Source organism: Mycetohabitans sp. B3 (genome assembly GCF_021498065.1).
Lineage (GTDB): Bacteria > Pseudomonadota > Gammaproteobacteria > Burkholderiales > Burkholderiaceae > Mycetohabitans.
Genome location: NZ_JAHLKN010000039.1, coordinates 163,723 through 189,818 on the forward strand (window position 1 = coordinate 163,723; position 26,096 = coordinate 189,818).

Annotated in this window: 23 protein-coding genes and 6 pseudogenes; 20 read left to right on the forward strand and 9 right to left on the reverse strand. The window is 60.9% G+C overall.

Annotated elements, in window-relative coordinates; translation table 11 throughout:
* Positions 1-33 precede the first annotated feature (33 nt).
* Positions 34-308, reverse strand: a pseudogene (locus KQH55_RS13070) (IS3 family transposase); the annotation flags it as partial.
* Here KQH55_RS13070 and tnpB point away from each other — a divergent pair.
* From tnpB to KQH55_RS13080, 3 genes and pseudogenes are all read left to right on the forward strand, one after another.
* Positions 296-592, forward strand: a complete 297-nt coding sequence (tnpB, locus tag KQH55_RS16990; protein WP_373566395.1) for an IS66 family insertion sequence element accessory protein TnpB — start codon at positions 296-298, stop codon at positions 590-592. The pseudogene KQH55_RS13070 and the gene tnpB overlap by 13 nt on opposite strands.
* Positions 561-740, forward strand: a pseudogene (locus tag KQH55_RS13075) (transposase domain-containing protein); the annotation flags it as partial. The gene tnpB and the pseudogene KQH55_RS13075, both read left to right, overlap by 32 nt.
* Before the next feature lie 232 nt (positions 741-972).
* Positions 973-1,119 (forward strand): hypothetical protein, encoded by a 147-nt coding sequence (locus KQH55_RS13080; RefSeq protein WP_170872370.1) that lies wholly within the window; start codon positions 973-975, stop codon positions 1,117-1,119.
* A gap of 114 nt (positions 1,120-1,233) precedes the next feature.
* Here the strand turns inward: KQH55_RS13080 and KQH55_RS13085 are convergent, their stop codons facing one another.
* The 5 genes from KQH55_RS13085 to KQH55_RS13100 form a co-directional block, all read right to left on the reverse strand.
* Positions 1,234-1,581: a putative toxin-antitoxin system toxin component, PIN family gene (locus KQH55_RS13085; protein WP_235091470.1), complete on the reverse strand. Its 348-nt coding sequence runs from the start codon at positions 1,579-1,581 to the stop codon at positions 1,234-1,236.
* Entirely contained in the window at positions 1,478-1,813 is a 336-nt protein-coding gene (locus KQH55_RS13090; protein ID WP_235091313.1) for a type II toxin-antitoxin system Phd/YefM family antitoxin, read from the reverse strand. Before KQH55_RS13090 ends, KQH55_RS13085 begins: the two co-directional genes overlap by 104 nt.
* 293 nt (positions 1,814-2,106) lie before the next feature.
* A complete protein-coding gene (locus KQH55_RS16720) occupies positions 2,107-2,820 on the reverse strand; it encodes a hypothetical protein (protein WP_306666088.1) in 714 nt (237 codons plus the stop codon).
* A 90-nt stretch (positions 2,821-2,910) separates the two neighbouring features.
* Entirely contained in the window at positions 2,911-3,435 is a 525-nt protein-coding gene (locus KQH55_RS16725; RefSeq protein WP_306666089.1) for an F-box protein, read from the reverse strand.
* 263 nt (positions 3,436-3,698) lie between these two features.
* Positions 3,699-5,072 (reverse strand): hypothetical protein, encoded by a 1,374-nt coding sequence (locus tag KQH55_RS13100; RefSeq protein ID WP_235091315.1) that lies wholly within the window; start codon positions 5,070-5,072, stop codon positions 3,699-3,701.
* A 415-nt stretch (positions 5,073-5,487) separates the two neighbouring features.
* On the opposite strand from KQH55_RS13100, the pseudogene KQH55_RS13105 reads away from it, so the two are divergent.
* From KQH55_RS13105 to metH, 3 genes and pseudogenes are all read left to right on the forward strand, one after another.
* A pseudogene (locus KQH55_RS13105) lies at positions 5,488-5,785 on the forward strand (IS3 family transposase); the annotation flags it as partial.
* Between the two features lie 148 nt (positions 5,786-5,933).
* A complete protein-coding gene (locus KQH55_RS13110; RefSeq protein WP_235091317.1) occupies positions 5,934-6,983 on the forward strand; it encodes a homocysteine S-methyltransferase family protein in 1,050 nt (349 codons plus the stop codon).
* Positions 6,980-9,697 (forward strand): methionine synthase, encoded by a 2,718-nt coding sequence (gene metH, locus KQH55_RS13115; RefSeq protein ID WP_235091319.1) that lies wholly within the window; start codon positions 6,980-6,982, stop codon positions 9,695-9,697. The genes KQH55_RS13110 and metH overlap by 4 nt, the downstream gene beginning before the upstream one ends.
* Before the next feature lie 95 nt (positions 9,698-9,792).
* Here the strand turns inward: metH and KQH55_RS13120 are convergent, their stop codons facing one another.
* Positions 9,793-10,119 (reverse strand): DUF1840 domain-containing protein, encoded by a 327-nt coding sequence (locus KQH55_RS13120; RefSeq protein ID WP_076796454.1) that lies wholly within the window; start codon positions 10,117-10,119, stop codon positions 9,793-9,795.
* Between the two features lie 193 nt (positions 10,120-10,312).
* Between KQH55_RS13120 and argS the strand changes: the two genes are divergently transcribed.
* From argS to KQH55_RS13150, 6 genes and pseudogenes are all read left to right on the forward strand, one after another.
* Positions 10,313-12,121: an arginine--tRNA ligase gene (gene argS / locus KQH55_RS13125; protein ID WP_235091321.1), complete on the forward strand. Its 1,809-nt coding sequence runs from the start codon at positions 10,313-10,315 to the stop codon at positions 12,119-12,121.
* 125 nt (positions 12,122-12,246) lie between these two features.
* Positions 12,247-13,008 (forward strand): SPOR domain-containing protein, encoded by a 762-nt coding sequence (locus KQH55_RS13130; protein WP_076796459.1) that lies wholly within the window; start codon positions 12,247-12,249, stop codon positions 13,006-13,008.
* 114 nt (positions 13,009-13,122) lie between these two features.
* Positions 13,123-13,770: a thiol:disulfide interchange protein DsbA/DsbL gene (locus tag KQH55_RS13135; protein ID WP_076796462.1), complete on the forward strand. Its 648-nt coding sequence runs from the start codon at positions 13,123-13,125 to the stop codon at positions 13,768-13,770.
* 20 nt (positions 13,771-13,790) lie between these two features.
* Positions 13,791-14,203: pseudogene (locus KQH55_RS13140) on the forward strand (SDR family NAD(P)-dependent oxidoreductase); the annotation flags it as partial.
* Positions 14,204-14,394: 191 nt separating this feature from the next.
* A complete protein-coding gene (locus KQH55_RS13145; RefSeq protein WP_076797296.1) occupies positions 14,395-15,954 on the forward strand; it encodes an ABC transporter substrate-binding protein in 1,560 nt (519 codons plus the stop codon).
* A 6-nt stretch (positions 15,955-15,960) separates the two neighbouring features.
* Positions 15,961-16,350: a GtrA family protein gene (locus KQH55_RS13150; protein ID WP_076796465.1), complete on the forward strand. Its 390-nt coding sequence runs from the start codon at positions 15,961-15,963 to the stop codon at positions 16,348-16,350.
* 105 nt (positions 16,351-16,455) lie between these two features.
* Here the strand turns inward: KQH55_RS13150 and KQH55_RS13155 are convergent, their stop codons facing one another.
* Positions 16,456-17,538 (reverse strand): MBL fold metallo-hydrolase, encoded by a 1,083-nt coding sequence (locus KQH55_RS13155; protein WP_076796467.1) that lies wholly within the window; start codon positions 17,536-17,538, stop codon positions 16,456-16,458.
* An 80-nt stretch (positions 17,539-17,618) separates the two neighbouring features.
* Here KQH55_RS13155 and KQH55_RS13160 point away from each other — a divergent pair, with 80 nt between their 5' ends.
* From KQH55_RS13160 to bioB, 8 genes and pseudogenes are all read left to right on the forward strand, one after another.
* Positions 17,619-18,047, forward strand: a complete 429-nt coding sequence (locus KQH55_RS13160) for a MerR family DNA-binding transcriptional regulator (RefSeq protein WP_076797297.1) — start codon at positions 17,619-17,621, stop codon at positions 18,045-18,047.
* A complete protein-coding gene (gene aceK, locus KQH55_RS13165; RefSeq protein ID WP_235091323.1) occupies positions 18,047-19,879 on the forward strand; it encodes a bifunctional isocitrate dehydrogenase kinase/phosphatase in 1,833 nt (610 codons plus the stop codon). Before KQH55_RS13160 ends, aceK begins: the two co-directional genes overlap by 1 nt.
* Before the next feature lie 46 nt (positions 19,880-19,925).
* On the forward strand, positions 19,926-20,741 hold the full coding sequence (can, locus tag KQH55_RS13170) for a carbonate dehydratase (RefSeq protein ID WP_235091325.1): 816 nt from the start codon (positions 19,926-19,928) through the stop codon (positions 20,739-20,741).
* A gap of 40 nt (positions 20,742-20,781) precedes the next feature.
* The gene (locus tag KQH55_RS13175; protein WP_235091327.1) at positions 20,782-22,005 is read left to right on the forward strand and encodes an acetyl-CoA C-acetyltransferase; all 1,224 of its coding nucleotides are present in this window, start codon (positions 20,782-20,784) and stop codon (positions 22,003-22,005) included.
* A gap of 41 nt (positions 22,006-22,046) precedes the next feature.
* Positions 22,047-22,472, forward strand: a complete 426-nt coding sequence (locus KQH55_RS13180; RefSeq protein WP_255710802.1) for a YchJ family metal-binding protein — start codon at positions 22,047-22,049, stop codon at positions 22,470-22,472.
* Positions 22,473-22,614: 142 nt separating this feature from the next.
* Positions 22,615-23,433, forward strand: a pseudogene (locus tag KQH55_RS13185) (dienelactone hydrolase family protein); the annotation flags it as partial.
* Positions 23,434-23,477: 44 nt separating this feature from the next.
* Positions 23,478-23,636: pseudogene (locus KQH55_RS13190) on the forward strand (adenosylmethionine--8-amino-7-oxononanoate aminotransferase BioA); the annotation flags it as partial.
* Positions 23,637-23,991: 355 nt separating this feature from the next.
* Entirely contained in the window at positions 23,992-24,921 is a 930-nt protein-coding gene (bioB, locus tag KQH55_RS13195) for a biotin synthase BioB (protein WP_235091471.1), read from the forward strand.
* Positions 24,922-25,008: 87 nt separating this feature from the next.
* On the opposite strand, the gene KQH55_RS13200 is transcribed toward bioB, so the two are convergent.
* Complete coding sequence (locus KQH55_RS13200; protein ID WP_076785967.1) at positions 25,009-26,028, reverse strand: sulfate ABC transporter substrate-binding protein; 1,020 nt, start codon at positions 26,026-26,028, stop codon at positions 25,009-25,011.
* Positions 26,029-26,096: the final 68 nt, after the last annotated feature.

A 26,096-nucleotide genomic window follows, 5' to 3' on the forward strand; every position in this document is an offset into this window, starting at 1 on the left:
ACCGACCCCGCAAAGTTGGACAGTTTCGGAAAGCTAGGGCTGACTGGGCTGAGTCCTGTATTGCACAGGACTCAGCCCTTTTAATTTGAGCTTGATGCGATCGTGGTGGTAGTAGTGGAGTAGCGTGCCAGACTGGTCTGTAGTTCATCCAGGTTGCGCAAGCGCTCAAGATGGAAGAATTCAGACTGAAGCGTGCCGAAGAAATCCTGCATGGCGGCATTATCCAGATAACTGCCCTTGCGAGACATGCGTTGGGTAAGCGCGCGCTGCTTAAGTAGGCGGCCATACGCGGGCATTGGGTACGGCCATTCGTTTTTGCGGCAAGCGCGACGATTTGCTCAAGCTGTTGTGGTGGAGCGACAATGGCATGTGCTTATTAATGATGCGACTCGAGCAGGCATCCTTCATATGGCCGCCAGTCGGCAGCGGCGTCATTTGCTTGAGTCCGGCACACTTCGCGCGCTGCAGAAGCCGAGCATCTGAAGCGGCTCATTGCCAAGTTGTGACGCATACAGTTCGGCCACAAATCAGAGAAATTGGATCACCAACTCGAGCTACACCTGGAGGGTCTACAGGCGTATCTGCGAAATGAGCTGGGGCGCATCGCGGATCATCCGATTAACCGGATCGATGAACTGCTGCCGTGGCATCTGGATCAGTCATCGTGCTCGAGTGGTGTATCGGCGTATTTAGAACAACGGTGTGAACGCGGACCTCACATCAATCCCGGAACAACTTGAGCGTTTGGTTACGCGGGCATAGCTCCGGATCATCGGCATCATCCATGAGAATCAGAAACGCCGACGGTTCCTCACGCGCATCCTCGAACGTGATCGTGGCATGGGAAGCAACAGGATCGGCCGCCTTGGCCCATCGACAAACGGCGCGTTGGGCAGAATGATCGTGACAACCCGGTTCGTAACGTAAAGTAGCTCTAGCGGCATGCGGTGGGTCCTCGTGTCAGAAGGCCAAATGCTAAAGCAAGACGATCCCGCAACGCTTACGCGCGATCGTGTCGTGCTACTCAAACGCGAGCGTGCCGGATCAATACACGAGCCGAAAAATTACGGCATTGACATATCAACGCTGGCGCGGCTGATCGAGCGAGGCGAAATCTGATCCATTTCAATACGAATACCTCTTTTACGAAAGGTACGGCGCCCCTTTCACTGTCGGAATAAAAGGTAGCTACAGGTCGTGCATTCTAGAACTCGCATCACCAGCCCATTTCAACTAGGTCCCATCGCGCGTCCAGAAATCCGTAGGCGTGGCGATGGGATACCGATCCGCCAGCGCCAACAAATCCTTGTCCCCCGTAATGAGATACTGCCCTTTCGCTGCCAGCAGCGTAAGTAATACGGGCTGATCAGCGGAATCGCGCAAACTTGCGCCCTGTGCGCCCTCTGGCTCGACTACATCGGCCAATAACATAAAACTGTCGGCTAGGTCGCGAATTTGCGCCGGTGTCATGCCTGCCCTAGGCAACCGCGGTAGAACCCGGACCATCTCGTTTAAGAGGTAGTGCGACAGTGCCACCTCCAACCCGCCCTGGCGCCAAGCCGCGACGATGCGCCCAGGCATGCTGCTCGAGTAAGCCAAGCCTGATACCGGCATAGGCTTCGGCGATTCGGTCGCTGAGCGCATCGAAGCAGTCCTGCATACGCCGGATGCGGGCGAATAATTCGGCGTCGACGAGCGCTGCGACCGGCTTGCCGTCCTTATTGATCACGATACTGTCGTTGCGATACTGTACCTGATTGAGCATTTCACCTAGGTTTTGTCGGAAGTTCACGGCATTGACTTCGGTAATCATCGCACCCTCCTTTGCCATATTAATCATAATGATCATATGGCTAGAAATGAGCGCGGCGTCTAGCTCCGGATCGATCGAGCGTGACAGTCGCCCAAACTTAATCTGTCACGGCGGGTGGCGCAGATAATGTGCTGGCGCCTACATTAATGGAAGAGAAGGGTATCCGGTGGTCCATGGTGAATCCTACTTAGGGTAGTGGTTCACCCAGCGGGTGTAGGCGGTGAACTGGCATCACTTTGTTCGACTCGTGAAGGATCCCCCGAATAAACGAAGCATGCGGGTTCAGCCGCAAATTAACGTGGCACACTTCTGAACCAAGGCACGCTGTCCTGGAATCGCGCCCGAGCCGGCTCAGAGAACTGGTTGGCTTCCATAAAGCGGGTGATCTCAACCACCGCTATATTCCATTGACGATCGTTTAAAATATTTAGCGAACCCATGATCCGAAGTCTGCTAAACGCATCCCATAAGGCGGCTTCGCCCGTGCCATTCAGTAGACTCAACCCTTGCTGCCAAGCCCACTTTACTAGTGCATCGTCCAATCTGTGGGTATACGTTAGAAAGCCGAGTGCGACCTGCGCGCGCTGCGCTGGCAGTACGCGCAGCAATGCCGGCTCCAGTAACTGGAGTTCGTTTGCGTGATACTCGCGTGGTAATTTCGTCAACCCCTCTGGAAGATCGCGTAGCGCAACGCCCAACTGTTCGTCAGGCAGCGACAGTGCCACATCACGCAGCTGCGTGTACTGTGTGAGCCGCTCCGCGTGCGGCAAAACCCATATGGCGCTGGCTAACATGCCAACCGATGCGCCTTGATGAGAGGGCGGCAGCTGCAACGCGTGTCCGCGTAACACCGCATACAGCCCAGGGAGGCGGTCGTTGCTTCCAGCAAAGTGAACCATTCGCCGACACAATGCCGGGATCAGCTCCGCTTGCTCAGACATCCTCAAGGACGCAAGCCGAGCCACGAGCGCCTGATAACGCTCGACAACCTCCGGTGAGCGAAGCAAAAAAAGTTCAGACTGTCAGCTAGTTCCGCCCAGACATTGTCCTGCTCGGGCGCACGCTGCTGCGCCATCGCGTAAGCAAAATCGAATAATTCAACCCGCTGGTTCCACTGAAAATCGCGCAATGAGTGCAACAACAGCGCTTTTTGTATCTGCACGCCATCCTTCGGAATGCGCTGCGCCGCCGCGCTCGGCTTCTGGTAACGCTTGCAGACGCTGACGCAACGCGTCAAGCGGCTCGACGTGCTGCGCCAGATCGGCGAGCGTGCCATCCATCTCATTGAGCAGCTGGTTGACTGACGCGAGGCTCACGGCTTGGTTGGCTCGTTGCCAGTAGCGGTAGACTGAATGCCGACTTTGCATCGCATGGTACGTGCGACGATCGACTGCTGAAAAATTTCCCACGTCTTGGACGGGCACGTAGTCACCGATCTGCTCAATCAGTTCAGGCGGTAGGTCATGATATGTCGTGGGCCGGTTGGCCGGCAGGTTCGCCAGCCCACCGCTTGCCGGTTTTAGTGTCGGCGGAGGTGCCGACGCAGCAGGCTGCGGGCACGACTCCAACGCACACATGTAGGCTTGGCAGTCGTTCAAAGCGGCATTCAGGTCAAAGTCCATCTGTAAGCTCGGCAGTCGATAAAAAACGTCGCAATACGAAGTGAGGCCGCGCAGCAGGCTAGCTGAAAACGGGAAGCTGAGCACAGCGATGGACTGTGAACGCCATGTTCTTGGCGGATAGTGCCATGCCAATATGCGGAAATTGTTACATCGTCTGTTGACAACTCACACTTCTGAAGAAGCTTGTGCGAAGCTAACAGTGATAACCAGCAAGCAGCCGAAACAACGTGAGGATCAAATAATTGATGATGCAGATTCAGCTATTAATCTGGCCGACTTCTGAGCCAGCACGCACTGTCTTGGATCCGCGCCTGGGCTGGTTTGGAAAACTGGTTGGCTTTCATAAAGCGCGTGATCTCGCCCATCGCCACTTTCCATTGGCGATTGTTCCGGCGCCATAGCACCCCATTGGCCCGAAGCTCGTTCAGTACCTCCCATAAAGCAGCTTCACCCGCCCCGTTCAGTAGACTCAATCCCTGCTGCCATCCCCGCTTGGCTAGCGTGTCATTGATGAAATAGATACTTCTAATTAACCCGACTGCTGCTTGCGTGCGCTGCGCCGTCGGCACGCGCGTCAAATAGCGTTCCAGCAACGCCAGCTCCTGCGCTTGTCGCTTAGGTGAGAAACTACCTAGTCCTTCGGGCAAACGCTGCAGCGCGACCCCCCATTGGTCGTCAGGCAGCGACAGCGCCCAATCGCGCATTTGCGCATACCGCGCGGATTGTTCCGCTTCCGGAAAGCGCCACACGTAACTTGCCAACGCGCCGACCGATGCGCCTTGATGAGAGGGGGGCAAGCGTAACGCGTAGTCATGTAAGAGCGTATAAAGTTCAATGACGCGCGGGTCTGCTTGGTTAAATTTATTTAGTAAACGGACCAATGTGGGAATGATCTGCGCTTGCTCGGCTACGCTCAACGACGGCAGCCGTGCCAGAATCTTGTAATACCACTGAGCAAACGTAGGGGTTTCAGGTGTGTCGAGGGAAAAATTCGACAGCCCAAGCGCCAGTTCCGGCCATACATTGTCCTGCCCGGGCTCGCGCTGTTCGGCCAGTGCGTAGGCAAAGTCAAACAGTTCCATCCATTCGCGCTCATAGGTGAAATCCCGGTGCATGAGCAGCAGCGCTTTTTGTATCTGCACGCCGTCTTGCGGGATACGCTGCGCGGCTGCGAATAAACGCTTAAATACGCGGGTGCGCCCGGCCTCCAACGTTTTCAAACGTTGGCACAGCGCGTCCAGGGGGTCGGCGTACTGCGCTGGATCAGCGAACGTGCCGTTCATCTCATCGAGCAGGCGGTGGATCGACTGAAAGGTCACCGCTTGTTTTGCTCGTTGCCAATAGCTATGAACAAGGCGTCGAGTCTGCATCGCATGATACGTGCGCCGGTCAACGGTGGCAAACGGCATCACGTCTTGGACGGGCACGTAGTCACCAATGCGCGCGATGATTTCGGTCGGCAAGTCCTGGTAGGTGGTGGGCTGCTTGGTCAAAAGGGGTGTCAGCGCGGCGTTGGATGGCTGCGGCGGCGGTGCTGCCGACGAGGCGGGTGCCGGGCGAGCCTCTAACGCGCAGATATAGGCCTGATAGTCGTTTAAAGCGGCATTCAGATCGAAGTCCATCGGCAAGCTCAGCAAGAAGTAAAGAAGACACCACGCGTAGCAAAGTTGCGCAGCAGGCTAGCGAAAAGTAGGCACAGGCGCGCAACGATACTTCACAAGCGCGAGGTTTTTGGCGGAGGACATAAGCTGGCGGATAAGCCGCGGTATGACAGGCGAGTGATGCAAGCGGGTAACGACAGCGGGCATCTGCCAGGCAATAACTCAATGTGCGTAGCATGTCAGGTCGTTTCAGCTAATACATTTCAGCCAAGCGGATCACATGACTTGACAATCGCCTGTAATACGCCGCACTTCGCTTAGTCGGTCAAGTGATCACGCTCGCGCGCAATGCGCAGTGAATATCGTTCAAGTTGCTGGTTCTCGATAACCAGCAATACGCTAATGTCGCCAGTGGTGTGAGCCAGCCCATTTGCTATTTGGACGAACTTGAGGCGGGCATAAGCTTGACCTTTTGCCGCTGCTGGACTTGTACAACGGCGAAATCGTCGCTGACGAGACCAGCCGCTGTGCGGCGTTCGAGGTAGTGAGCGCGATGCTCAAAAAGGCGCTGGCGCGATTGACGCGGCACGCTCAAGTCCGAGCTTTTCCATCTTGAGCGCTTGCGCAACCTGGATGAACTGCAGTTCAGTCTGGCACGCTACATCCACGACTACAACCACGATCGCATCAAACTCAAACTAAAAGGGCTGGGCCGTGTGCAATACAGGGCCCAGCCCAGTCAGCCCTAGCTTTCCGAAGCTGCCCAACTTTTCGGGTCAGTTCAATGTCCAGTGGGTTTTTTCTTTTTAGATGTTATATTGTGGCGCATTTGGGCACGCGCCGCCGACCGTCACGACGTGACGCGACGTGGCCAGCCGCGATTCGTGCATTCATTCCATGCAAAACGCATACAGCCTTCGCTACACCCGGGGCAGCGCACTGCCCGCGCTGCTCGCGCGCCGCATCCTGATACTGGACGGCGCAATGGGCACGATGATCCAGCGCTACAAGCTGTCCGAAGCCCATTACCGGGGCGAACGGTTCGCCACGCTGGACCATGATGTCAAGGGCAACAACGAGTTGCTGTCGATTACGCAGCCGCAGATCATCGGTCAGATCCACGAGCAGTACCTGGCCGCCGGCGCGGATATCGTCGAGACGAACACGTTCGGCGCGACCCGGATTGCCCAAGCCGATTACCGAATGGAGGCGCTTGCGATCGAAATGAATATCGCTTCGGCCCAGCTGGCGCGCGCTGCATGCGACCGGTATTCGACGCCGGACAAGCCACGTTTTGTCGCCGGGGCGATAGGGCCCACGCCGAAGACCGCGAGCATCTCACCAGACGTCAACGACCCGGGCGCGCGCAATGTCACCTTCGACGAATTGCGCGACAGCTACTACGAGCAAGCGCAAGCGCTGCTCGATGGCGGCGCGGACTTATTCCTGGTGGAGACGATCTTCGATACGCTCAATGCGAAAGCCGCGTTGTTCGCGCTCGACCAATTGTTCGAGGATACCGGCGAAGTGCTGCCGATCATGATTTCCGGCACGGTGACCGACGCGTCTGGACGAATCCTGTCCGGACAGACCGTCGAGGCATTCTGGAACGCGCTGCGCCATGCGCGGCCGCTAACCTTCGGGTTGAACTGCGCGCTCGGGGCAGCGCTGATGCGGCCGTACATCGCCGAGTTGGCGAAGCTGTGCGACACGTACGTGTCGTGCTATCCGAACGCCGGGTTACCGAACCCGATGAGCGAGACCGGTTTTGATGAGACACCGGAGGTCACCTCCGGACTGCTCAAGGAATTCGCCGACACGGGCCTCATCAATCTGGCTGGCGGCTGCTGCGGCACAACGCCCGAGCACATTGCAGCGATCGCCGCGCGCCTGGCGGACGTCAAGCCACGCACATGGGCGCATTATCAAGAAAAAAACGACTCATGACCGACCATACGATGCGCCTTTGCGGGCTCGAAGCGTTCAACGTCACGGACACGACACTGTTCATCAACGTCGGCGAACGCACCAATGTGACCGGCTCCAAAGCCTTCGCGCGCATGATCCTGAACAGCCAGTTCGACGACGCGCTCGCCGTCGCGCGCCAGCAGGTGGAGAACGGTGCGCAGGTGATCGACGTGAACATGGACGAGGCGATGCTCGATTCACGCGCCGCAATGGTCCGCTTCCTGAACCTAATCGCGTCAGAACCGGACATCGCACGGGTGCCGATCATGATCGACTCGTCCAAATGGGACGTGATCGAAGCGGGACTGAAATGCGTGCAAGGCAAGGCGATCGTGAACTCGATATCGCTGAAGGAAGGCGAGCAGGCGTTTCGCCACCATGCGAAGCTGATCCGCCGCTACGGCGCGGCGGCCGTCGTGATGGCATTCGATGAAAACGGCCAGGCCGACACCTTCGAGCGCAAGTGCCAGATTTGCCAGCGCAGCTACGACATCCTCGTGAACGAAGTGGGCTTTCCGCCCGAGGACATTATCTTCGATCCAAATATCTTTGCGATCGCCACCGGCATCGACGAGCACAACAACTACGCGGTCGACTTCATTAACGCGACACGCTGGATCAAGCAGAACCTACCGTATGCCAAGGTGAGCGGCGGCGTATCGAACGTGTCGTTCTCGTTTCGCGGTAACGACCCAGTGCGCGAGGCGATCCATACGGTGTTCCTGTATCACGCGATCCAGGCCGGCATGGATATGGGCATTGTCAATGCCGGTCAGCTCGGCGTGTACCAAGAGTTGGACCCCGTGCTGCGCGAGCGCGTCGAAGACGTCGTGCTTAATCGTCGGCCCGATGCGACGGACCGGCTACTGGAGATCGCGGATAAGTATAAGAGCGGTGCGGCCAAAAAGGAGGAAAACCTCCAATGGCGAGAGCAGCCGGTCGAGCAGCGGCTGGCCCACGCGCTCGTGCACGGCATCACGACCTTTATCGTTGAGGATACCGAGCAGGCGCGCGTGAAAATCGCGCAAGCTGGCGGGCGACCGATCAACGTGATCGAAGGGCCGTTGATGGACGGCATGAACATCGTCGGCGACCTGTTTGGACAAGGCAAGATGTTCCTGCCGCAGGTGGTGAAGTCGGCGCGCGTGATGAAGCAGGCTGTCGCGCACCTGATTCCCTTCATTGAGGAAGAAAAGCGCCAATTGGCCGCCGCCGGCTCGGACGTGAAGCCTAAGGGCAAGATCGTGATCGCCACGGTCAAGGGCGACGTGCACGACATCGGCAAGAATATCGTGTCCGTGGTGCTCCAGTGCAATAACTTCGAGGTGGTCAACATGGGCGTGATGGTGCCGTGTACGGACATCCTCGCGACCGCCAAGGCCGAGGGCGCCGACATTGTCGGGCTGTCCGGGCTGATCACCCCGAGCTTGGAGGAGATGGCCTACGTTGCCGCCGAAATGCAACGCGACGATTATTTCCGTGGCAAGAACATTCCGTTGCTGATCGGCGGCGCGACCACCTCGCGCGTGCACACCGCGGTGAAGATCGCGCCGCACTACGATGGTCCAGTTGTCTACGTACCCGACGCGTCGCGCTCGGTCTCGGTCGCCTCTAGCCTGCTGTCCGACGAGGGCGCGGCCCGTTACATCGACGAGTTGCGCGCCGACTACGATCGGATCCGCGAGCAGCACGCGAACAAGAAGGCCCAGCCGCTGGTCACCCTGGCGCAGGCACGTGAGAACAAGACCCGCATCGACTGGGACGGCTATGTGCCCCCCAAGCCCAAATTCGTCGGCCGGCGCACATTCAAGAACCAGGATCTGGCCGAGCTTGCACACTACATTGACTGGGGCCCGTTCTTCCAAACCTGGGACCTGGCCGGACGCTTCCCGGCGATCTTGGACGACGAGGTGGTCGGCGAATCGGCGCGGCGCGTGTTCGACGATGGCAAGGCGATGCTCGCGCGGCTGATCCAGGGACGATGGTTGAGCGCGAACGGCGTGATCGCGCTGCTGCCCGCCAACACGGTGAACGACGATGACATCGAGATCTATACCGACGAGAGCCGCACACAGGTTGCGCTGACGTGGCGCAACCTACGCCAGCAAAGCGTGCGGCCCGTCGTAGACGGCGTGATGCGGCCCAACCGCTGCCTGGCCGATTTCATTGCACCGCGCGCCTGCGGCATCGCCGACTACATCGGCTTGTTCGCGGTCACGGCGGGATTAGGAGTCGACGCGCGCGAGAAACAGTTCGAGCAGCACCATGACGACTACAGCGCGATCATGCTGAAGGCGCTCGCCGACCGGCTTGCCGAAGCGTTCGCCGAACAACTGCATCAGCGCGTGCGACGCGACCTGTGGGGCTATGCGGCCGACGAGGCACTGAACAACGATCAGTTGATTGCCGAGCAATACGCCGGCATTCGGCCCGCGCCCGGCTATCCAGCGTGTCCGGACCATTTGGTCAAACGTGACCTGTTTGCGGCGCTGCAAGCGGACGAGATCGGCATGAGCCTGACCGAATCGCTGGCAATGTGGCCGGCGGCCAGCGTGTCGGGCTTCTATCTGTCCCACCCGGACAGCCAATATTTTACCGTCGGCAGGATTGGCGACGATCAACTCGAGGACTACGCGCGCCGCATGGGCCTGTCACTGGAGGACGCGCGGCGCGCGCTGGCGCCGCAACTGTGATCCCGCCCTTGGGCACGCAATCAGCCGTTCACCGGCTGTGCCCGGCGGCGGCGCGGCGCGCGATCGAGCACCCGCATTACTCGGACGGTTGGCGCTCAAACGCCCCAGATCACGTCCGAGTTCTCCTTGTGCGCCTGCCGCAGCATGTCGAGGAACGGATAGGCGCGCTGCGCCAGGCCAATCGGCGCCTCATGCGCCTCGTGATCCCCCTCCTCGTCATCGGCATGGCCGTCGTGTTCGGCCCGGCGTTGCTTGTCCTGCGCAATGGCCGCCTCGAGCTTGGCAATCGCCGGCTGCAACTCGTCATGCGCGATGACGCCACGCTGCCCGAAGCGCTTGCCGATGATCGCCAACAGGAATTGCGCGAGGTTTTCGAGCATCGTCACATCCACGGTGGCCCGAGACTTAAACGTGATCAGCATGGCGGCTCCTTGTTCGCTTCGTCGATCCGGTCGCGCCCGCGTCGCGGCGCCGCATACGCACCGCACCGGCTTGGACCTGTATTCGACAGTTTAGCACCTGCTAAAATCCATCATTCTCGCTTTGTGGCGTGTTCGCGAGGCAGGCGGCCAGCGGGTCGCCGCGCCCGCCTGTTCCGATAACTGCCGTCATTCCATGCTGCCCGCACAGAAACACATCATCGAATTGATCCTAGCAGATGCCGTCGCCGGAGCCGTTCAGGCGTCGCCGGCGGCCAGCGATGCAGCATTCATACAGCCGACCATCGCGTTGGACCGGCCCAAGATCGCCGCACATGGCGATGTCGCGTCGAACCTGGCGATGCAGCTGGCCAAGCCGCTGCGCGCCAATCCGCGCGCGCTCGCGCAACAACTGGCCGAGGCCACCCTTGCGCACCCGCGCGCGGCCGGGCTGATCGCCGGCGCGGAAGTCGCCGGCCCAGGTTTCCTGAACCTGCGGCTGACCGACGCCGCGAAACAGCAGACCGTGCACGCGGTACTGGCAGAGCGCGAGCGCTTCGGCTTCGCGCCGCCGGGGCACGGCGGCCATGGTAAGCAAGTGCTAATCGAATTCGTGTCGGCCAATCCGACCGGGCCGCTGCACGTGGGCCACGGCCGGCAGGCGGCACTCGGCGACGCCCTCGGCGCACTGATGCAGACACAGGGCTGGACCGTGCACCGCGAGTTCTACTACAACGACGCCGGCGTGCAGATCAACACGCTTGCGCTCTCGGTGCAGGCGCGGGCGCGCGGCTTCAAGCCGGGCGATGCGCAATGGCCGGAAGCGGCCTACAACGGCGACTACATCGCGGATATCGCACGTGACTACCTGGCCGGCGAAACGGCGTCGGCCAGTGATGGCACGCCCGTAACGGGCGCCGGTGACGTCGACAATCTCGATGCAATCCGGCGCTTCGCCGTGACTTACCTGCGCCGTGAGCAGGACATCGACTTGAAGGCATTCGGTGTCAAGTTCGACCAGTACTACCTGGAGTCGTCACTGTACGACGAAGGCCGCGTCGAGCGCGCGGTCCAGGCGCTGGTGACCGCCGGCAAGACGTACGAGGACGATGGCGCGCTGTGGTTACGCACCACCGACTACGGCGACGACAAGAACCGGGTGATGCGCAAGAAGGACGGCACCTATACCTACTTCGTGCCGGACATCGCCTATCACGTCACCAAGTGGGAGCGCGGCTTTACAAAAGTGATCAACGTGCAGGGCTCGGATCACCATGGCACGATCGCGCGCGTGCGCGCCGGCCTACAGGCGCTGGCCATCGGTATTCCGAGCGGCTATCCGGACTACGTGCTGCATAAGATGGTCACCGTGATGCGCGACGGCCGCGAGATCAAAATCTCCAAGCGGGCGGGCAGCTACGTGACGGTGCGAGACCTGATCGTATGGTCCGGCGGCGGCAATCCGGACGAGTCCGCCGCCTCACTGAGCCCTCAGCAACTGGACAGCGACATGCTGCGCAAGGGCCGCGACGCGGTGCGCTTCTTCCTAATTTCGCGCAAGGCCGATACCGAATTCACATTTGACATCGACCTCGCGCTGAAGCAAAACGACGAGAATCCGGTCTACTATGTGCAATATGCGCATGCGCGGATCTGCTCGGTGCTGTCGGAGTTACGCGCACGCTACGCGGACGATCCTGAGGACTGGTCGCAGGTCGATTTGACGCCGCTCGGCACCGAGCGGTCCAAGGCGCTGCTGCAAAAACTGGCCGAATATCCGCAAATGCTGGAGCACGCAACAAACGAACTGGCCCCTCATGCGGTCGCATTCTATCTGCGCGACCTGGCAGGCGAGTTCCATTCGTTCTACAACGACCGCGCCGAACGGGTGCTCGTGGACGATGCGCGCGAGCGCCTGGCCCGCGCGGCACTGCTGGCCGCAACGCGCCAGGTGCTAGCCAACGGGCTCGCGACGATCGGGGTATCGGCGCCCGCGAAGATGTAGGGAACGGAATGCGCGGGGACCGTATAATCGGCGCTTCCCGGTCACGGATGACGTGGGCGCGACGGCGGCATGACGGCCACGGTTTCATCCGCGCGGTTTCATAGAGATACAGGTAATCAAACACGATGGCAAAAGCACGACGATCTTCCTCGCCGAATTCGAAGCAACGTGGAGGTACGTTCCTCGGTATCGTATTGGGATTGATCGTCGGGCTGGCGATCGCGATTGTGGTGGCGCTGTACATCAGGGGAGCGCCAACGCCGTTCGTGTCCAAAGGCAACGCGCCCGCGGCAACCTCCGACACGGCAGGCAGCGGCGCGACGTTTGATCCGAATCGGGTGCTGGCTGGCAAGTCGCCTGGTCAGCCGGTACCGCCGTCGGGTACCCAGCCGCCGCCGAACACGGCGCCAGGCCAAAGCTCGCAGCAATCGCAGTCAACGGACGTGCTGGAAGAGCCGCAGATCATCGAGGTCCCATCCACGGCCAGCGCCACACCAGCGCAGCCCAAGCCCGGAGCGCCTTGGAGCCCGTCCGCGACGTTGGCGCCCCGTCCCGCGCCGCCCGGCGCCAGCGCGCCCACCCCTGCCTCGGCCAAGCTAGGCGCCGGCACGCCGGCCGCCCCGCAAAAGCCGGGCGCGAGCGAGGCCAACACCGGCTATTTCCTGCAGGTCGGCGCGTACCGCACGGAACAGGATGCGGAGCAGCAGCGCGCACGGCTGGCGCTGCAGGGATTCGAGTCCAAGGTCACGCAGCGCGACGCCGGCGGGGTCGTGTACTACCGCGTGCGCATCGGCCCGTTCTCCCGCTTCGAAGACATGAACAGCGCCCGGCAGCGGCTGTCCGATGCCGGCATCGACACCGTCGTGATCCGTTTTACGAAGCCATAGCCTCGCGTCCCGCGCCACGCGCGCGTGGCGCACGCTCTTGAACCGGCGGTATCCGTACCAGTCTGAACAGGTTCGTGCCGCTTTTTTCTTGCCACGCTTTTGCCACGGTCCACTATGAAGAAAACCCTCAGCGCTGCCCTGCTCGCCGTCGCTGTCACCCTCGGCGCAGCCCCGTTCGTCCAAGCGTCACCGTCCGCGCCGGTCGCCGGCAAGGACTATACGGTGCTCGCGCCAGCCCATCCGGTGAAGGCCCCGGCCGGCAAAGTCGAAGTAACTGAATTCATGTGGTATGGCTGCCCGCATTGCGGCGAATTCGACCCATACCTTGAAAAGTGGAAGGCCAAGCAAGGTGCAAACATCGTGTTCCGGCGCGTGCCGGTCGCGTTTCGCGACCAATTCATTCCACATTCGAAGATGCTGCTCGCGCTGGACGTGCTCGGCCTGAGCGACAAACTCGCGCCGGTGATCTTTGACGAGATCCACGTCAAGCGGAACTACCTGCTGACGCCGGACGCGCAAGCAGACTTTCTTGCCAAGCAAGGCGTGGACAAGAAAAAGTACCTCGATGCGTACAATTCGTTCACCGTCGCGAGCGAACTGAAGCGCGTGTCACAAATGGCGCAGGACTACAAGATCGACGGCGTGCCGACGGTAGTCGTGCAAGGCAAATACGAGACCGGCCCGGCGGCGACCAACAGCCTGGAAGGTACCGTCCAGGTACTTGATTACCTAGTCGGGCAAGTAGCCGCGAAGAAGATGTAGCGGGTGCGTGGCATCCCGCGCCGCGCCATGCCACGATGGTCGCCGCCCGGCGCGGTACGCTGGTGGGTATTGCCAGCGTGGCGGGCGTGCGCGGCCTGCCAGGCGCAGGCGCCTACAGCGCGTCCAAGGCGGCCGCGCTGAAGTACCTGGAGGCGCTGCGGGTCGAGATGCGCCCCACCGGCGTGGCGATCGTTACGATCGCACCCGGCTACATCCGTACGCCGATGCCGACGGTAACCCCTACCCGATGCCGTTTTTGACGGATCCCGACCGGTTCGCCGCTAACGCGGCAGCGGCCATCGCCGCCAAGAAGCGCTTCGCCATCTTCCCCCGACCGATGCGCGTGGTTGCCGCATTGCCGCACGTGCTGCCGCGCTGGCTCTACGATTTCGCGTTCGAGCGGGCGCCGCGCAAACCACGCGCCGCACGATAAAGCGACGCAACAGACAGCACGGTGGCGAAAAACGTATCAGAATAGCCGGATTCGGCCCCCGTCGCCTGGCAGTCGAGGCCACCATCAGAAACCGTGAAGAACAAGCTTTGGGAGATTGTATGCGTGTGAAACACCCCGTTAGCGTGCCCCGTGGACCGCGCGGCGCAGCCGCGTGGCTCAGCGTGGCGACCATGCTGCTGACCGCGCCCACCTGGTTGCAGGCCAAGCCGTTGACCGTGTGCACCGAGGCCAGTCCGGACGGCTTCGACATCGTGCAGTACAACTCGCTGACCACCTCCAACGCATCCGGCGACGTTGTCTTCAATCAATTGTTGCGCTACGATGAGGCGGCCGGCAAGCTCGCGCCGTCGCTCGCCGACCGGTGGGAGGTCAGCCCGGACGGGCTCGCCGTCACGTTCCACCTGCGCCCCAACGTATCGTTTCAGACTACGGAAGAATTCAAGCCGTCCCGCGCATTGAACGCCGACGACGTGTTGTTCACGTTCAACCGGATGCTCGATCCGAATCATCCGTGGCACAAAATTGCGGGCAACGGCGGCTTTCCACATGCGCAGTCGATGAACCTGCCGAAGCTGGTTAAATCGGTCACCAAAGTGGACGACCTGACGGTGAAGTTTGAACTGTCCGAGTCCAATGCGGCGTTTGTGTCGATCCTGACGATGCCGTTCGCGTCAATCTACTCGGCAGAGTACGCGAGCCAGTTGGAAAAGGCGGGCAGACAAGCCGACATCAATGCGAAGCCGGTTGGCACCGGTCCGTTCGTGCTGAAAAGCTACACGAAGGATGCGGTGATCCGCTACGACGTTAATCCAACCTACTGGGGTCGTAAACCGCAGATCGACCGGCTGATCTACGCCATCACGCCTGATGCGGCGGTGCGCGCGCAAAAAATCAAGTCAGGCGAATGCCAGATTGCGCTGTCGCCCAAGCCGCAGGATGTACTGGCAGCCAGGAACGACAAGTCGCTGAAGGTCGTGCAAACACCAGCGTTCATGACCGCGTTTGTCGCATTGAACACGCAGCATAAGCCGCTGGACAATGACAAAGTCCGGCAAGCATTGAACATCGCGTTCGACCGACAGACGTACATTAAGACGGTGTTTGGCAACACTGCAGTGGCAGCTGTCAATCCGTACCCGCCGAATACATGGAGCTATAACAAAGCGCTCGAACCGTACCCGTACAACATCGAACAGGCGAAAAAGCTGCTGACCGACGCCGGTTATCCGAACGGCTTCGAAACGTCGATTTGGGTGCGGCCAAGCGCTAGCGTGTTGAATCCTAATCCGAAGGCCGGCGCGGAACTATTGCAAGCGGATCTCGCCCGGATCGGCGTCAAGGCGCAGGTCAAGGTCATCGAATGGGGACAACTGATCAAGGATGCTAAGCAAGGGCAGCATGACCTGCTTTTCATGGGCTGGTCCGGCGACAACGGTGATCCAGACAACTTTCTGACGCCGCAGTTTTCGTGCGCCTCGGTGAAGTCCGGCATCAATTTCTCCCGCTACTGCGACCCGCAACTGGACAAGTTGATCGCGGACGGCAAGCGCACCACCGATCAGCCCACGCGCGCGAAGGCGTACGCCGCCGCGCAGAAAATCATTCATGACAAGGCGTTGTGGATTCCCCTGGCGTACCCGAGTGCGGCCGCGCTGACGCGCAGCAATGTCAGCGGCTACCGGGTGAGCCCGTTCGGCCGACAAGACTATACAAGCGTGAAGGTCGACTAGGCTAACGTGCGTTCGCAATTCCTTCGTTTCGCGCTCGCCGGTATAGTGGGATTCATTGTCGATGCTGGCATGCTATGGCTCATGCTGTGGCTCGGGCTCGGCTACTTCGCTGGGCGCGCGGCGTCGTTTCTCGTGGCCGTTTGGGTCACCTGGCGATTGAACCGGCAATTCACGTTCTCGGACAAGCGGTGCGGATCCGTATGGCGCGAATGGTGGCGGTACCTCACCGCGATGTCCGCCGGCGGATGCGTGAACTATGCCGCGTACAGCGTGGTGGTCCTTAATTTGCCGCCGCGCGTCTTTGTACCTTACGTCGGAGTAGCGGCCGGCTCGCTCGCTGGCCTTGCGGTCAATTTTTTTTCCGCCCGCTGGTGGGTTTTCCGTCGCAAGCGTTAACAATGAAGAGAAGCAAAAGCGGAGCAGGGTTCTGTTGCGGAGCACTGCGAGCGCGACTGGAGACAATCGATTTGAACACACCGCGTGCGCTTGTCGAACAGCACACTAATCCGCGTACGGCGCAAAGCGAATCACGCCGTCGTGCTCGACGCGCTCAAGCTCGCCGGAGTGCCACAAGAAATGCAAATGGGCCAGCGCCTCGCCAATCGCGAACGTCATCTGATGCAGGTCCAGCGGCCGCTTGAACATCAGCGGCACGATGTCGGCTGCGCTGCGCGGCTGCCGCACGCACGCTTCGAGTACTTCGCCCAGCCGCGCCGCGTGATGCTCGCGCAACTGCGCGATGCGCGTGTGCAGGCCGCGGAACGGCTTGCCGTGCGACGGCAACACGAGCGTATCCTCGGGCAATCCGTGATAGCGGCCGAGCGAATCCAGGTACTGCGCCAGCGGGTTGCCGCACGGCTCGATCTCCAACACCGATATATTCGTCGAAATCCGCGGCAACACCATATCCCCGGAAATCAACAGGCGATCCGCGTCGCAATACAGCGCACAATGCTCGGTTGAATGACCCACCCCGGTGATGACGCGCCAGCGCCGCGAGCCGATCGTCACCGTGCCCCCCTCCTGCATCCGCACGTACGACGCGGGCACCTGCGGAACCAGCGTGTGATAATACCCCTTGCGTACGCGGATCTTCTCGACCGACTGCGGATCGTTCAGGCCATGGCACGCGAAAAACCGCGCAGCCGCCTCACCGCCGGCGTTCGAACCCCCCTCCTTGGACGACGACAATAGACAACCCATCAGGTATTCGCCCAGCGTCATCCACAGCGGGGCGCGCCAGCGGCCGCGTTCGCCACCGCCGCACAACCAATGCGCCAAGCCCAAATGGTCCGGGTGAAAGTGGGTGACCAGCACACGTAGCACCGGCAGGCCGCCCAGCACATCGTCGAAGATCCGCTCCCAATGAGCCTTGATCGTGTCGCTCGCGATCCCAGAATCGATGATCGTCCAGCCGGGCTGCGCGCCGAATTGGTCGCGCAGCAGCCACAAGTTGATGTGGTCGAGTTTGAAGGGCAACGGCATGCGGATCCACAGCACGCCGGGCGCGACTTCGTGCACGGTGCCGTCGGCCGGTAGGGTATCGGCGAAAGCGTAGTCCAACTGATGTTCGAGCGCGTTCATGGGGGTCGGGTTTGCAGTCGTTGCGTTCCGGCAAGGTCGACGATAACGTAAACGTGCATTGTATCCATGTTGCCGCCGACATGCCGACGCACTACACCATTACTGAATTAGCCCGTGAATTCGGCGTGACGCCGCGGGCGATCCGTTTTTACGAGGACCAGGGCCTGCTGTCGCCGAGCCGCGAAGGCGCGAGCGGCCTACGCCGCGTATTCTCAGCGCGGGACCGCACGCGGTTGAAGCTGACGTTGCGCGGCAAGCGGCTCGGCTTCACGCTATCCGAGGTCCGCACCCTGCTCGAGCTGTACGAATCGCCAACCGACACGGTCACGCAGCTTCAGGCCTTTCTCACCACGCTAACCGAGCACCGGCAGGCGCTGGAGCGTCAATTGGAAGATTTGAGCGCGACGCTCGAGGATCTTGCCCAGTACGAAGCGCAAGCGCGAGCGCTGCTTGAGTCGTCGCAGCGGCATGATGCGGCGACTGAACCGCAGCAAAAGACGCTAAATTGATGAAACATTTCCCGAAACTGCTGTCTTCGCAGATCGGCTTTGACCTTGCGCAGACGATTCTGGATGGCTTCAACCGTCACTACCAGATCTTTCGCGAAGCCGCGATCGATGCGAAACGCCAGTTCGAGCGCGGCGACTGGCACGGGTTGCCAAAGCTCGCGCGCGAGCGGATCACCTCGTACGACGACCGGGTGCGCGAGTGCGTCAAGCTGCTCGAGGACGAGTATGACGCGGAGAACATCGACGACGAAGTCTGGCCGCAGATCAAATTGCACTACATTGGGCTACTGACCCACCACCGGCAACCCGAGTGCGCGGAGACGTTCTTCAACTCGGTGTGCTGCAAGATCTTGCACCGCTCGTATTTCAATAACGATTTCATTTTCGTGCGCCCGGCCATCTCGACCGAATACATCGAGAACGACGAGCCGGCGGCCAAGCCCACGTATCGCGCATACTACCCGGAAGCCGACGGGCTCGCGTCGACGCTGGAGCGCATCGTCACGAATTTCCAGCTCGATGTGCCATTCGAGGATCTGCCACGCGACGTGAGCTGCGTGATGCGCTCGATTCACGACGCGTTTGGCGAGTTCGACGCGGCGTTCAACTTCCAGATCCACGTGCTGTCGTCGCTGTTCTTCCGCAACAAGGCAGCCTACATCGTCGGGCGGATCATCAACGGCGAGCATGTGATCCCGTTCTCAGTGCCGATCCGCCATACCGCGGACAGCCGGCTGACGCTGGATACGGTGCTGTTGCGACGCGAGCAAATCCTGATTATCTTCAGCTTCTCGCACTCGTACTTCCTCGTCGACATGGAGGTCCCATCGGCAACCGTGCAGTTTCTGCGCTCGATCATGCCGGGTAAGCCGAAGGCCGAGATCTACACGTCGGTGGGCCTGCAAAAACAGGGCAAGAACCTGTTCTACCGCGACCTGCTGCATCACCTATCGCACTCCAGCGACAAGTTCATCATCGCTCCCGGCATCAAGGGCTTGGTGATGCTGGTGTTCACGCTGCCCTCGTTCCCTTATGTGTTTAAGCTGATCAAGGACAGTTTCCCGCCGCCGAAGGAGACGACGCGCGAGCAGATCCAGGCCAAGTACCAGCTCGTCAAGCGGCACGACCGCCTCGGCCGAATGGCCGACACGCTCGAGTATTCGGACGTCGCGTTGCCGCTGTCGCGGTTGGACGATGCGCTGATCAAGGAACTGGAGAGGTACGCGCCGTCAATGATCGAGTACGAGGGCGACACCGTAGTGATCCGCCATCTGTACATTGAGCGCCGCATGACGCCGCTGAACCTGTATCTGCACAATGGCACGGACGAGCAGATCGATCACGGCATCAAGGAATACGGCGACGCGATCAAGGAATTGATCAAGGCCAACATTTTCCCCGGCGACATGCTATATAAGAACTTCGGCGTGACGCGTCACGGCCGCGTCGTCTTCTACGATTACGACGAGATCGAGTACCTGACGGACTGCAATGTGCGCCGCGTGCCGCCACCGCGTCATGATGAGGACGAGATGTCGGACGAGCCCTGGTACGCGATCGGCCCGCACGATATCTTCCCGCAGACTTACGGCACGTTCCTGCTCGGTGAGCCGCGCGTGCGCGCCGCATTTCTGCGTCACCACCCGGATTTCTTCGACCCGGCGTTGTGGCAGTCGACAAAAGAGCAGTTACTAGCTGGCATGTTACCCGATTTCTTTCCCTATGAACGCAGCGAGCGATTTTGCGTGCGTTACCCCGAATGCTTCGCGGCGGCCCGCGCCGCGAAGCCGCTGGCCAACATACGCCACGCGCCGCCGTTGCATGAGACCTGACCGACAAGCAATGTACGAAGCACGACCCACAAACGAAACGATGACCATGGATCAAAAACCGTCCTCTCCCCAAAAACCGTCCACTCCCGCGTCCGAACCGCTTGCACACCTGTTTGAAAAAAACCGGCTGTGGGTCGAACGCAAGCTCAGTGAAGACCCCCAGTACTTCGCGAGACTGGCCGAGCAACAGAACCCGGAGTACCTGTGGATCGGCTGCTCCGACTCGCGCGTGCCCGCAAACCAGATCATCGGCTTACCGCCCGGCGAAGTGTTCGTGCACCGGAACATTGCCAACGTGGTCGTGCACTCGGACCTGAACTGCCTGTCAGTGATCCAGTTCGCCGTCGAGTTGCTCAAGGTCAAGCACATCATGGTGGTTGGCCACTATGGCTGCTCTGGTGTGCGTGCCGCGCTGTTCGGCACGCGCGTCGGATTGGCTGACAACTGGCTGCATCACATCCAGGATGTGCACGGCAAGCACGCGGCGCTGCTTGCCGAATGGCCGCTGGGCCAGGCACGGCACCACCGGCTCGTCGAGCTCAACACGATTGAGCAGGTGGTCAACGTGTGCCGCACGACGATCGTGAGCGATGCGTGGCAACGGGGCCAGCAGCTCACCGTGCATGGCTGGGTGTACGGCGTGCACGACGGCAAGATGCGCAACCTGGGCATGACGATCTGCGAGCCGGGCGAGCTGGATACAACCTATGCGCTATGCGTGGATGCCCTAAAGCGCAACCGTCCAGCCGATGCGGCGCCGCCGCCTCATCCAAACGACGTGCTCGCCGACGATGCGGCGCGCCTGGCGGCAGCCGTCGGCCACGTACACCAAGGCGAACCAGCTGCCGGCGTCACGCGCTGAATCGAACCAGGAAACCCCTCGATTTGAACACAACACCCCGATGACTGACTCCATCGAACACGATCCGATCGTGATCGCCAACGTCGCCCGTACGCCGATTACTAGTTTCCAGGGCGGTTTCGCGTCGCTGACTTGCCCGCAGCTCGGCGCTGCGGCGATTAGCGCCGCACTGCAACGGGCGCGCTTGGAGCCCTCGCAGGTCGACGAGGTGGTGATGGGGTGCGTGCTGCCCGCCGGAGTTGGCCAGGCGCCGGCGCGCCAGGCAGCTTTGGGCGCAGGGCTGCCGCTGTCCACCGGCTGCACGACGATCAACAAGATGTGCGGTTCCGGCATGCGCGCCGCGATGTTCGCGCACGACATGCTGGCGGCGGGCACCGCGCAGGTCGTCGTAGCCGGTGGCATGGAAAGCATGACGCAGGCACCTTACCTGCTGCCCAGAGCCCGCGCTGGGTTGCGCATGGGTCATGCGCAACTGATCGACCATATGTTCTTCGATGGCCTGGAGGATGCGTATCTGAAGGACGAGCGCGGCGGCGGTCGGCTGATGGGCGCCTTCGCCGAGGAGTGTGCGGCGTCATATGGATTCTCCCGTGAAGAACAGGATGCGTTCGCGATCGCCTCGCTGCAGCGCGCGAAGGCAGCCAGCGAGAACGGCTTGTTCGACTGGGAGATTGTGCCGGTTACTGTGAACGCGCGCGCCAGCCAGGCGATCGTGTCACGTGACGAGCAACCGTTCAAGGCAAACCTAGACAAGATCCCGACGCTCAAACCAGCGTTCCGCAAGGACGGCACCATCACGGCCGCCAATGCATCGTCGATCTCCGACGGCGCGGCCGCGCTCGTGATGATGCGCGCTTCGCGCGCCGACGCGTTCGCGTACACTGGCGAGTTGCGCCCGGTAGCCCGAGTGGTCGGCCACAGCACGCATGCGCAGGCGCCCAATCTGTTCACGACCGCGCCGGTCGGCGCGATCGCGAAGCTGCTCGACAAGAATGGTTGGCGCGCGCAGGACGTCGACTTGTACGAAATCAACGAAGCGTTCGCGGTCGTCACCCTGGCCGCGATGAAGGAACACCGCTTACCCCACGAGAAAGTCAACGTGCATGGCGGCGCCTGTGCGCTGGGCCATCCGATTGGCGCCTCGGGTGCGCGCATCATCGCGACGCTGATCGGCGCGCTGCGCCAACGCGGCCTGAAGCGGGGTGTCGCAAGCCTGTGCATTGGCGGCGGCGAAGCCACCGCGATGGGGATCGAACTGTTTTGAACAGCACACCGCACACGCCCCGCGCATGGCCCGCAGCACGTCTGCACTTGTCGCCCGAGGCGCCGTGCCCCTGCGGCGCAATGCAGCAAGGCCGCTCGGCACGTTATGGCCCCTGCTGCGCGCGCTTCATCGAAGACGGCGAAGCGGCGCCCTCGGCGCTCGAGTTGATGCGCTCGCGCTATACCGCCTATACGCTCCATGCGTTCGACTACTTGCGCCAGACGTGGGATCCTGCCACCTGTCCACCGGATCTCAGCTGCAACGCCGATACACCAACCCGCTGGCTCGGCTTGACGGTCAAGCAACACGTCAGCGACGATGATGCGCATAGCCGGGTCGAGTTCATCGCGCGCTACCGAAGCGCCGGTGCAGGTGGCGGGCGCGCACAGCGGCTGCACGAGCTGAGCCGGTTTTGCCGCGGTGACGACGGTCGGTGGCGCTACGTTGACGGCGACATACTCGATTAATCACCACCGGCGATTTTTGATTGCTTAAGCTTGAAGCCTTGCCGATGAGGCCGACCCTACCTCATATCCCGTCACCGGCCCGCGTGCCGCCTGCCGCGATTGTGCGACGCCGGTGCATCCGATATGAGCAGGGGCAGGCGAAGCGCCGAATTGGCAGGGTTTCGCGCAGTCGGGCGGCGCCTATGTCGAGCACGGTTGCGATGTCGCCGACAATGGCTTGGCCCAGGCGCAAGATGTAACGGCCACGATCGCCTACATGTCAACGCAGCCGTATATCGACGCGCAGCATATCGTCGTAGCCGGCGCTTCGCACGGTGGGCTGACGACGATCGCGTATGGGCAGCGGCCGCAGCGCGGCGTACGCGGCCTGCTGAACTTTGCCGGCGGACTGCGTCAGGACGCATGCAGCAGCTGGCAGCACAACCTGACGCACGCGTTCGCCACTTATGGCGGTAAAGTGCGACTGCCGTCGCTGTGGTTCTACGGCGAAAACGACTCGTTCTGGTCACCACAGCTGGTGGCGCAGATGTACAGTGCTTACGTAACCGGCGGTGCACATGCAGAACTTGTGGATTTCGGCTTCTACAAGGACAATGCACACCGGATCGTCGGGGATCGCGACGGGATTGCGCTCTGGTGGCCGCCAACCCAGCAGTTCCTCACGCAGATCGGCATGCCCACCGCCGTGCGCTATCGCGTCGAGGATACGCCTGCTGTGCAGCCGACCGGCTATGCGTCGATCGACGCGATTGATGCAGTCCCCTACATAAATGACAGCGGCCGCAAAGGCTATGAGACATTCCTGAAACAATACCCGAGCCGCGCGTTTGCGCTGTCCGACAGTGGTGCGTGGTCATGGGCCGAAGGGGGCGACGATCCCGTATCGGTCGCGCTGGACAATTGCCAGAAACACAGCCGCGATCCGTGCCAGCTGTACGCAGTGGACAACGCCGTCGTCTGGGCGGGCCGTTGACTGGCGCCGGGTAATTCGTATGACTGTAGACTTTGAAGAACAATTCGTCTGATCTGATTTCCCGTAGCCTGCGCGCAGTGTGGCATCCGTGCACGCAGATGAAGCACCATGAGCAGTTGCCATTGATCGCTGTTGCGCGCGGCGCCGGGGCATGGCTCTACGATCGCGACGGCAAGCGCACCGAGGAAGCGGCAACGTACATCGATATCGACGCACTGCTCGAGCGGCTTGGGCACTGACGCGCGCTAGTCCGGGCCTTGGCGGCAAACCATACCCCGTTGGTAAATCTGCTTACGGAATCCGACAATCGGCGCTGCCTAGGACGTACCCCCGTGGGAAACTGGCCGATGTGCATCAATCCGCGCACATTCAAGCGGATTCGACAGAAACGGGGATAGACCGATGACTATGACCCAAAGCACGGCCCACACTGGCCTGCCAGCGTCCATTGCTCGGGGCGGTTCAGATACATGCGCGCTGGGCGACATCAGTACAGCGAGGGCCGAACGCAGCAGTACCACCGATGTCACGCGTAACCAGCACACCATGCTCTGGAGCACCTGCGACATCGCTGCCTTGTACGAACTGCCGCTGGGCGATCTGCTGTTGCGTGCGCAGCAAACACATCGCGACCACTGCGCTCCAAACGCCATCGAGCTGTCAGCGCTGCTGTCGATCAGAAACGCCGGGTGCGAGGAAGACTGCGCCCGCTGCCCTTCATCCTCTCACCCTGGCATGGGACTGAAGGCGGCGCCGCTCATGTCGCTGCACGACGTGCTCAGTGCAGCCCGCGCGGCCAAGGAAAGCGGCGCGAGCCGGTTCTGCCTAAGCGCCGCATGGCGCAATCCAAAGGCGCGGCATTGGGACAAGATCCTGGAGATGATCCGCGGCGTTAAGGCGCTCGGGCTCCAGACCTGCGCCACGCTGGGCATGCTCAACGACGAGCAGGCCAAGGCACTGCGCGATGCGGGACTGGACTACTACAACCACAATCTCGACACCTCGCCCGAGTTCTATGGGCAAATCATTTCGACCCGCACTTATCAGGACCGCCTGGACACGCTCGAGCGAGTGCGCAATGCGGGCATCGCGGTGTGTTGCGGCGGCATCGTCGGGCTGGGCGAGTCGCGCCGCGACCGGGCCGGGTTGATTGCACAACTGGCGAACATGACGCCCTACCCAGAATCGGTGCCAATCAACGCTCTGATGCGCGTGAAGAGCACGCCGCAAGCCGATGCCACGGCGCTCGACCCGTTCGAGTTCGTCCGCACGATTGCCGTCGCGCGCATCACAATGCCCACGGCAGTGATCCGCCTGTCGGCCGGACGCGAGCACATGGACGATGCGCTGCAGGCGCTATGCTTTTTTGCCGGCGCCAACGCCGTACTCTACGCAGACCCCTTGCTGGAACCGGGGCACCCGCAGCTGGCCAAGGACTGCGCGCTGTTCGCCCGGCTGGGACTGCACATCGCGTAACGCTCGTACTGGCTATAGCCGCAGGAGGCAGCCGCCCCCCGCTTGAACGGCGCGCGGCACTTCATGCACGCCGTGTATCTCAGGCCGCTATCGACGCTTTTGCGGAACTATTTCGTCAAGCGTTCCGCCGTCGATAAAATGCGTTTGCTCCGCTTTAGCCCAACCACCAAATACCTGTTCGACAGTAAACGTCTTAATTGCTGGAAACTTCGCTGAATGCATCGCCAATATCGTCGCGTCGCGTGGTCGAAAATGGTGATTTGCGATGATTTGCTGCGCCTTAGGCGACCATAGGTAATTGAGATACGCCTGGGCTTGCTCACGCGTGTTGCGCTCGTCGACGACCTTGTCCACCAGGGCAACCGGCGGCTCAACAAGCAAGCTTATCGACGGATATATCGCTTCATAGTTCTCTCCCCCTTCGCCACCTATGATAGAAGCCACTTCATTCTCGAACGTCACGAGTACGTCGCCGATACCATGCTGCGTGAACGTCATCGTTGCGCCTCGCCCCCCGGTATCAAACGTCGGCGTATCAGCCATAATCGCTTTCACAAATTTCTTCGCCTGAGCGTCATCCCCTCCCCGCTGCAGTTTGTAGCCCCATGCAGCCAAATAGGTATAACGGCCGTTACCCGATGTTTTGGGGTGGACCATAATGACCTGAATACCCGGCCGCGCGAGGTCATCCCAGTCCCTAATCTTTTTCGGATTACCCTTACGCACAACGAACACCACCGTAGTCGAATAAGGGCTGCTCGAATTCGGCAGCCGCGTACGCCAGTTTTCAGGCAAAAGTTTCCCACGCTGAACGAGCAGATCGATATCCGTTGGATGGTTCATCGTTACGATATCGGCCTGCCGCCCGTATAGCACGGACAACGCCTGGGAAGTTGATGCACCGTGCGACTGCCTGATCGATATGGATTCGCCTGTGCTCTTCGTATAGCTGGCGACGAAGCTGGCGTTGATATCCTCATAGAGTTCGCGCGTAACGTCATATGACACATTCAGCAGCGACTCGTTGGCACGCGCGCCCTCCGTCGCTGCTAGCGCTAATATCAGGCACACCGCCAACACGAGCCATTTTGCACGGTGAATCGCCATCCCCTTTCCCCAGTCTAAAAATCGCATTGTAACCAGCGCCCAAAAGTAGGGCAGCCGAAGACCATGGC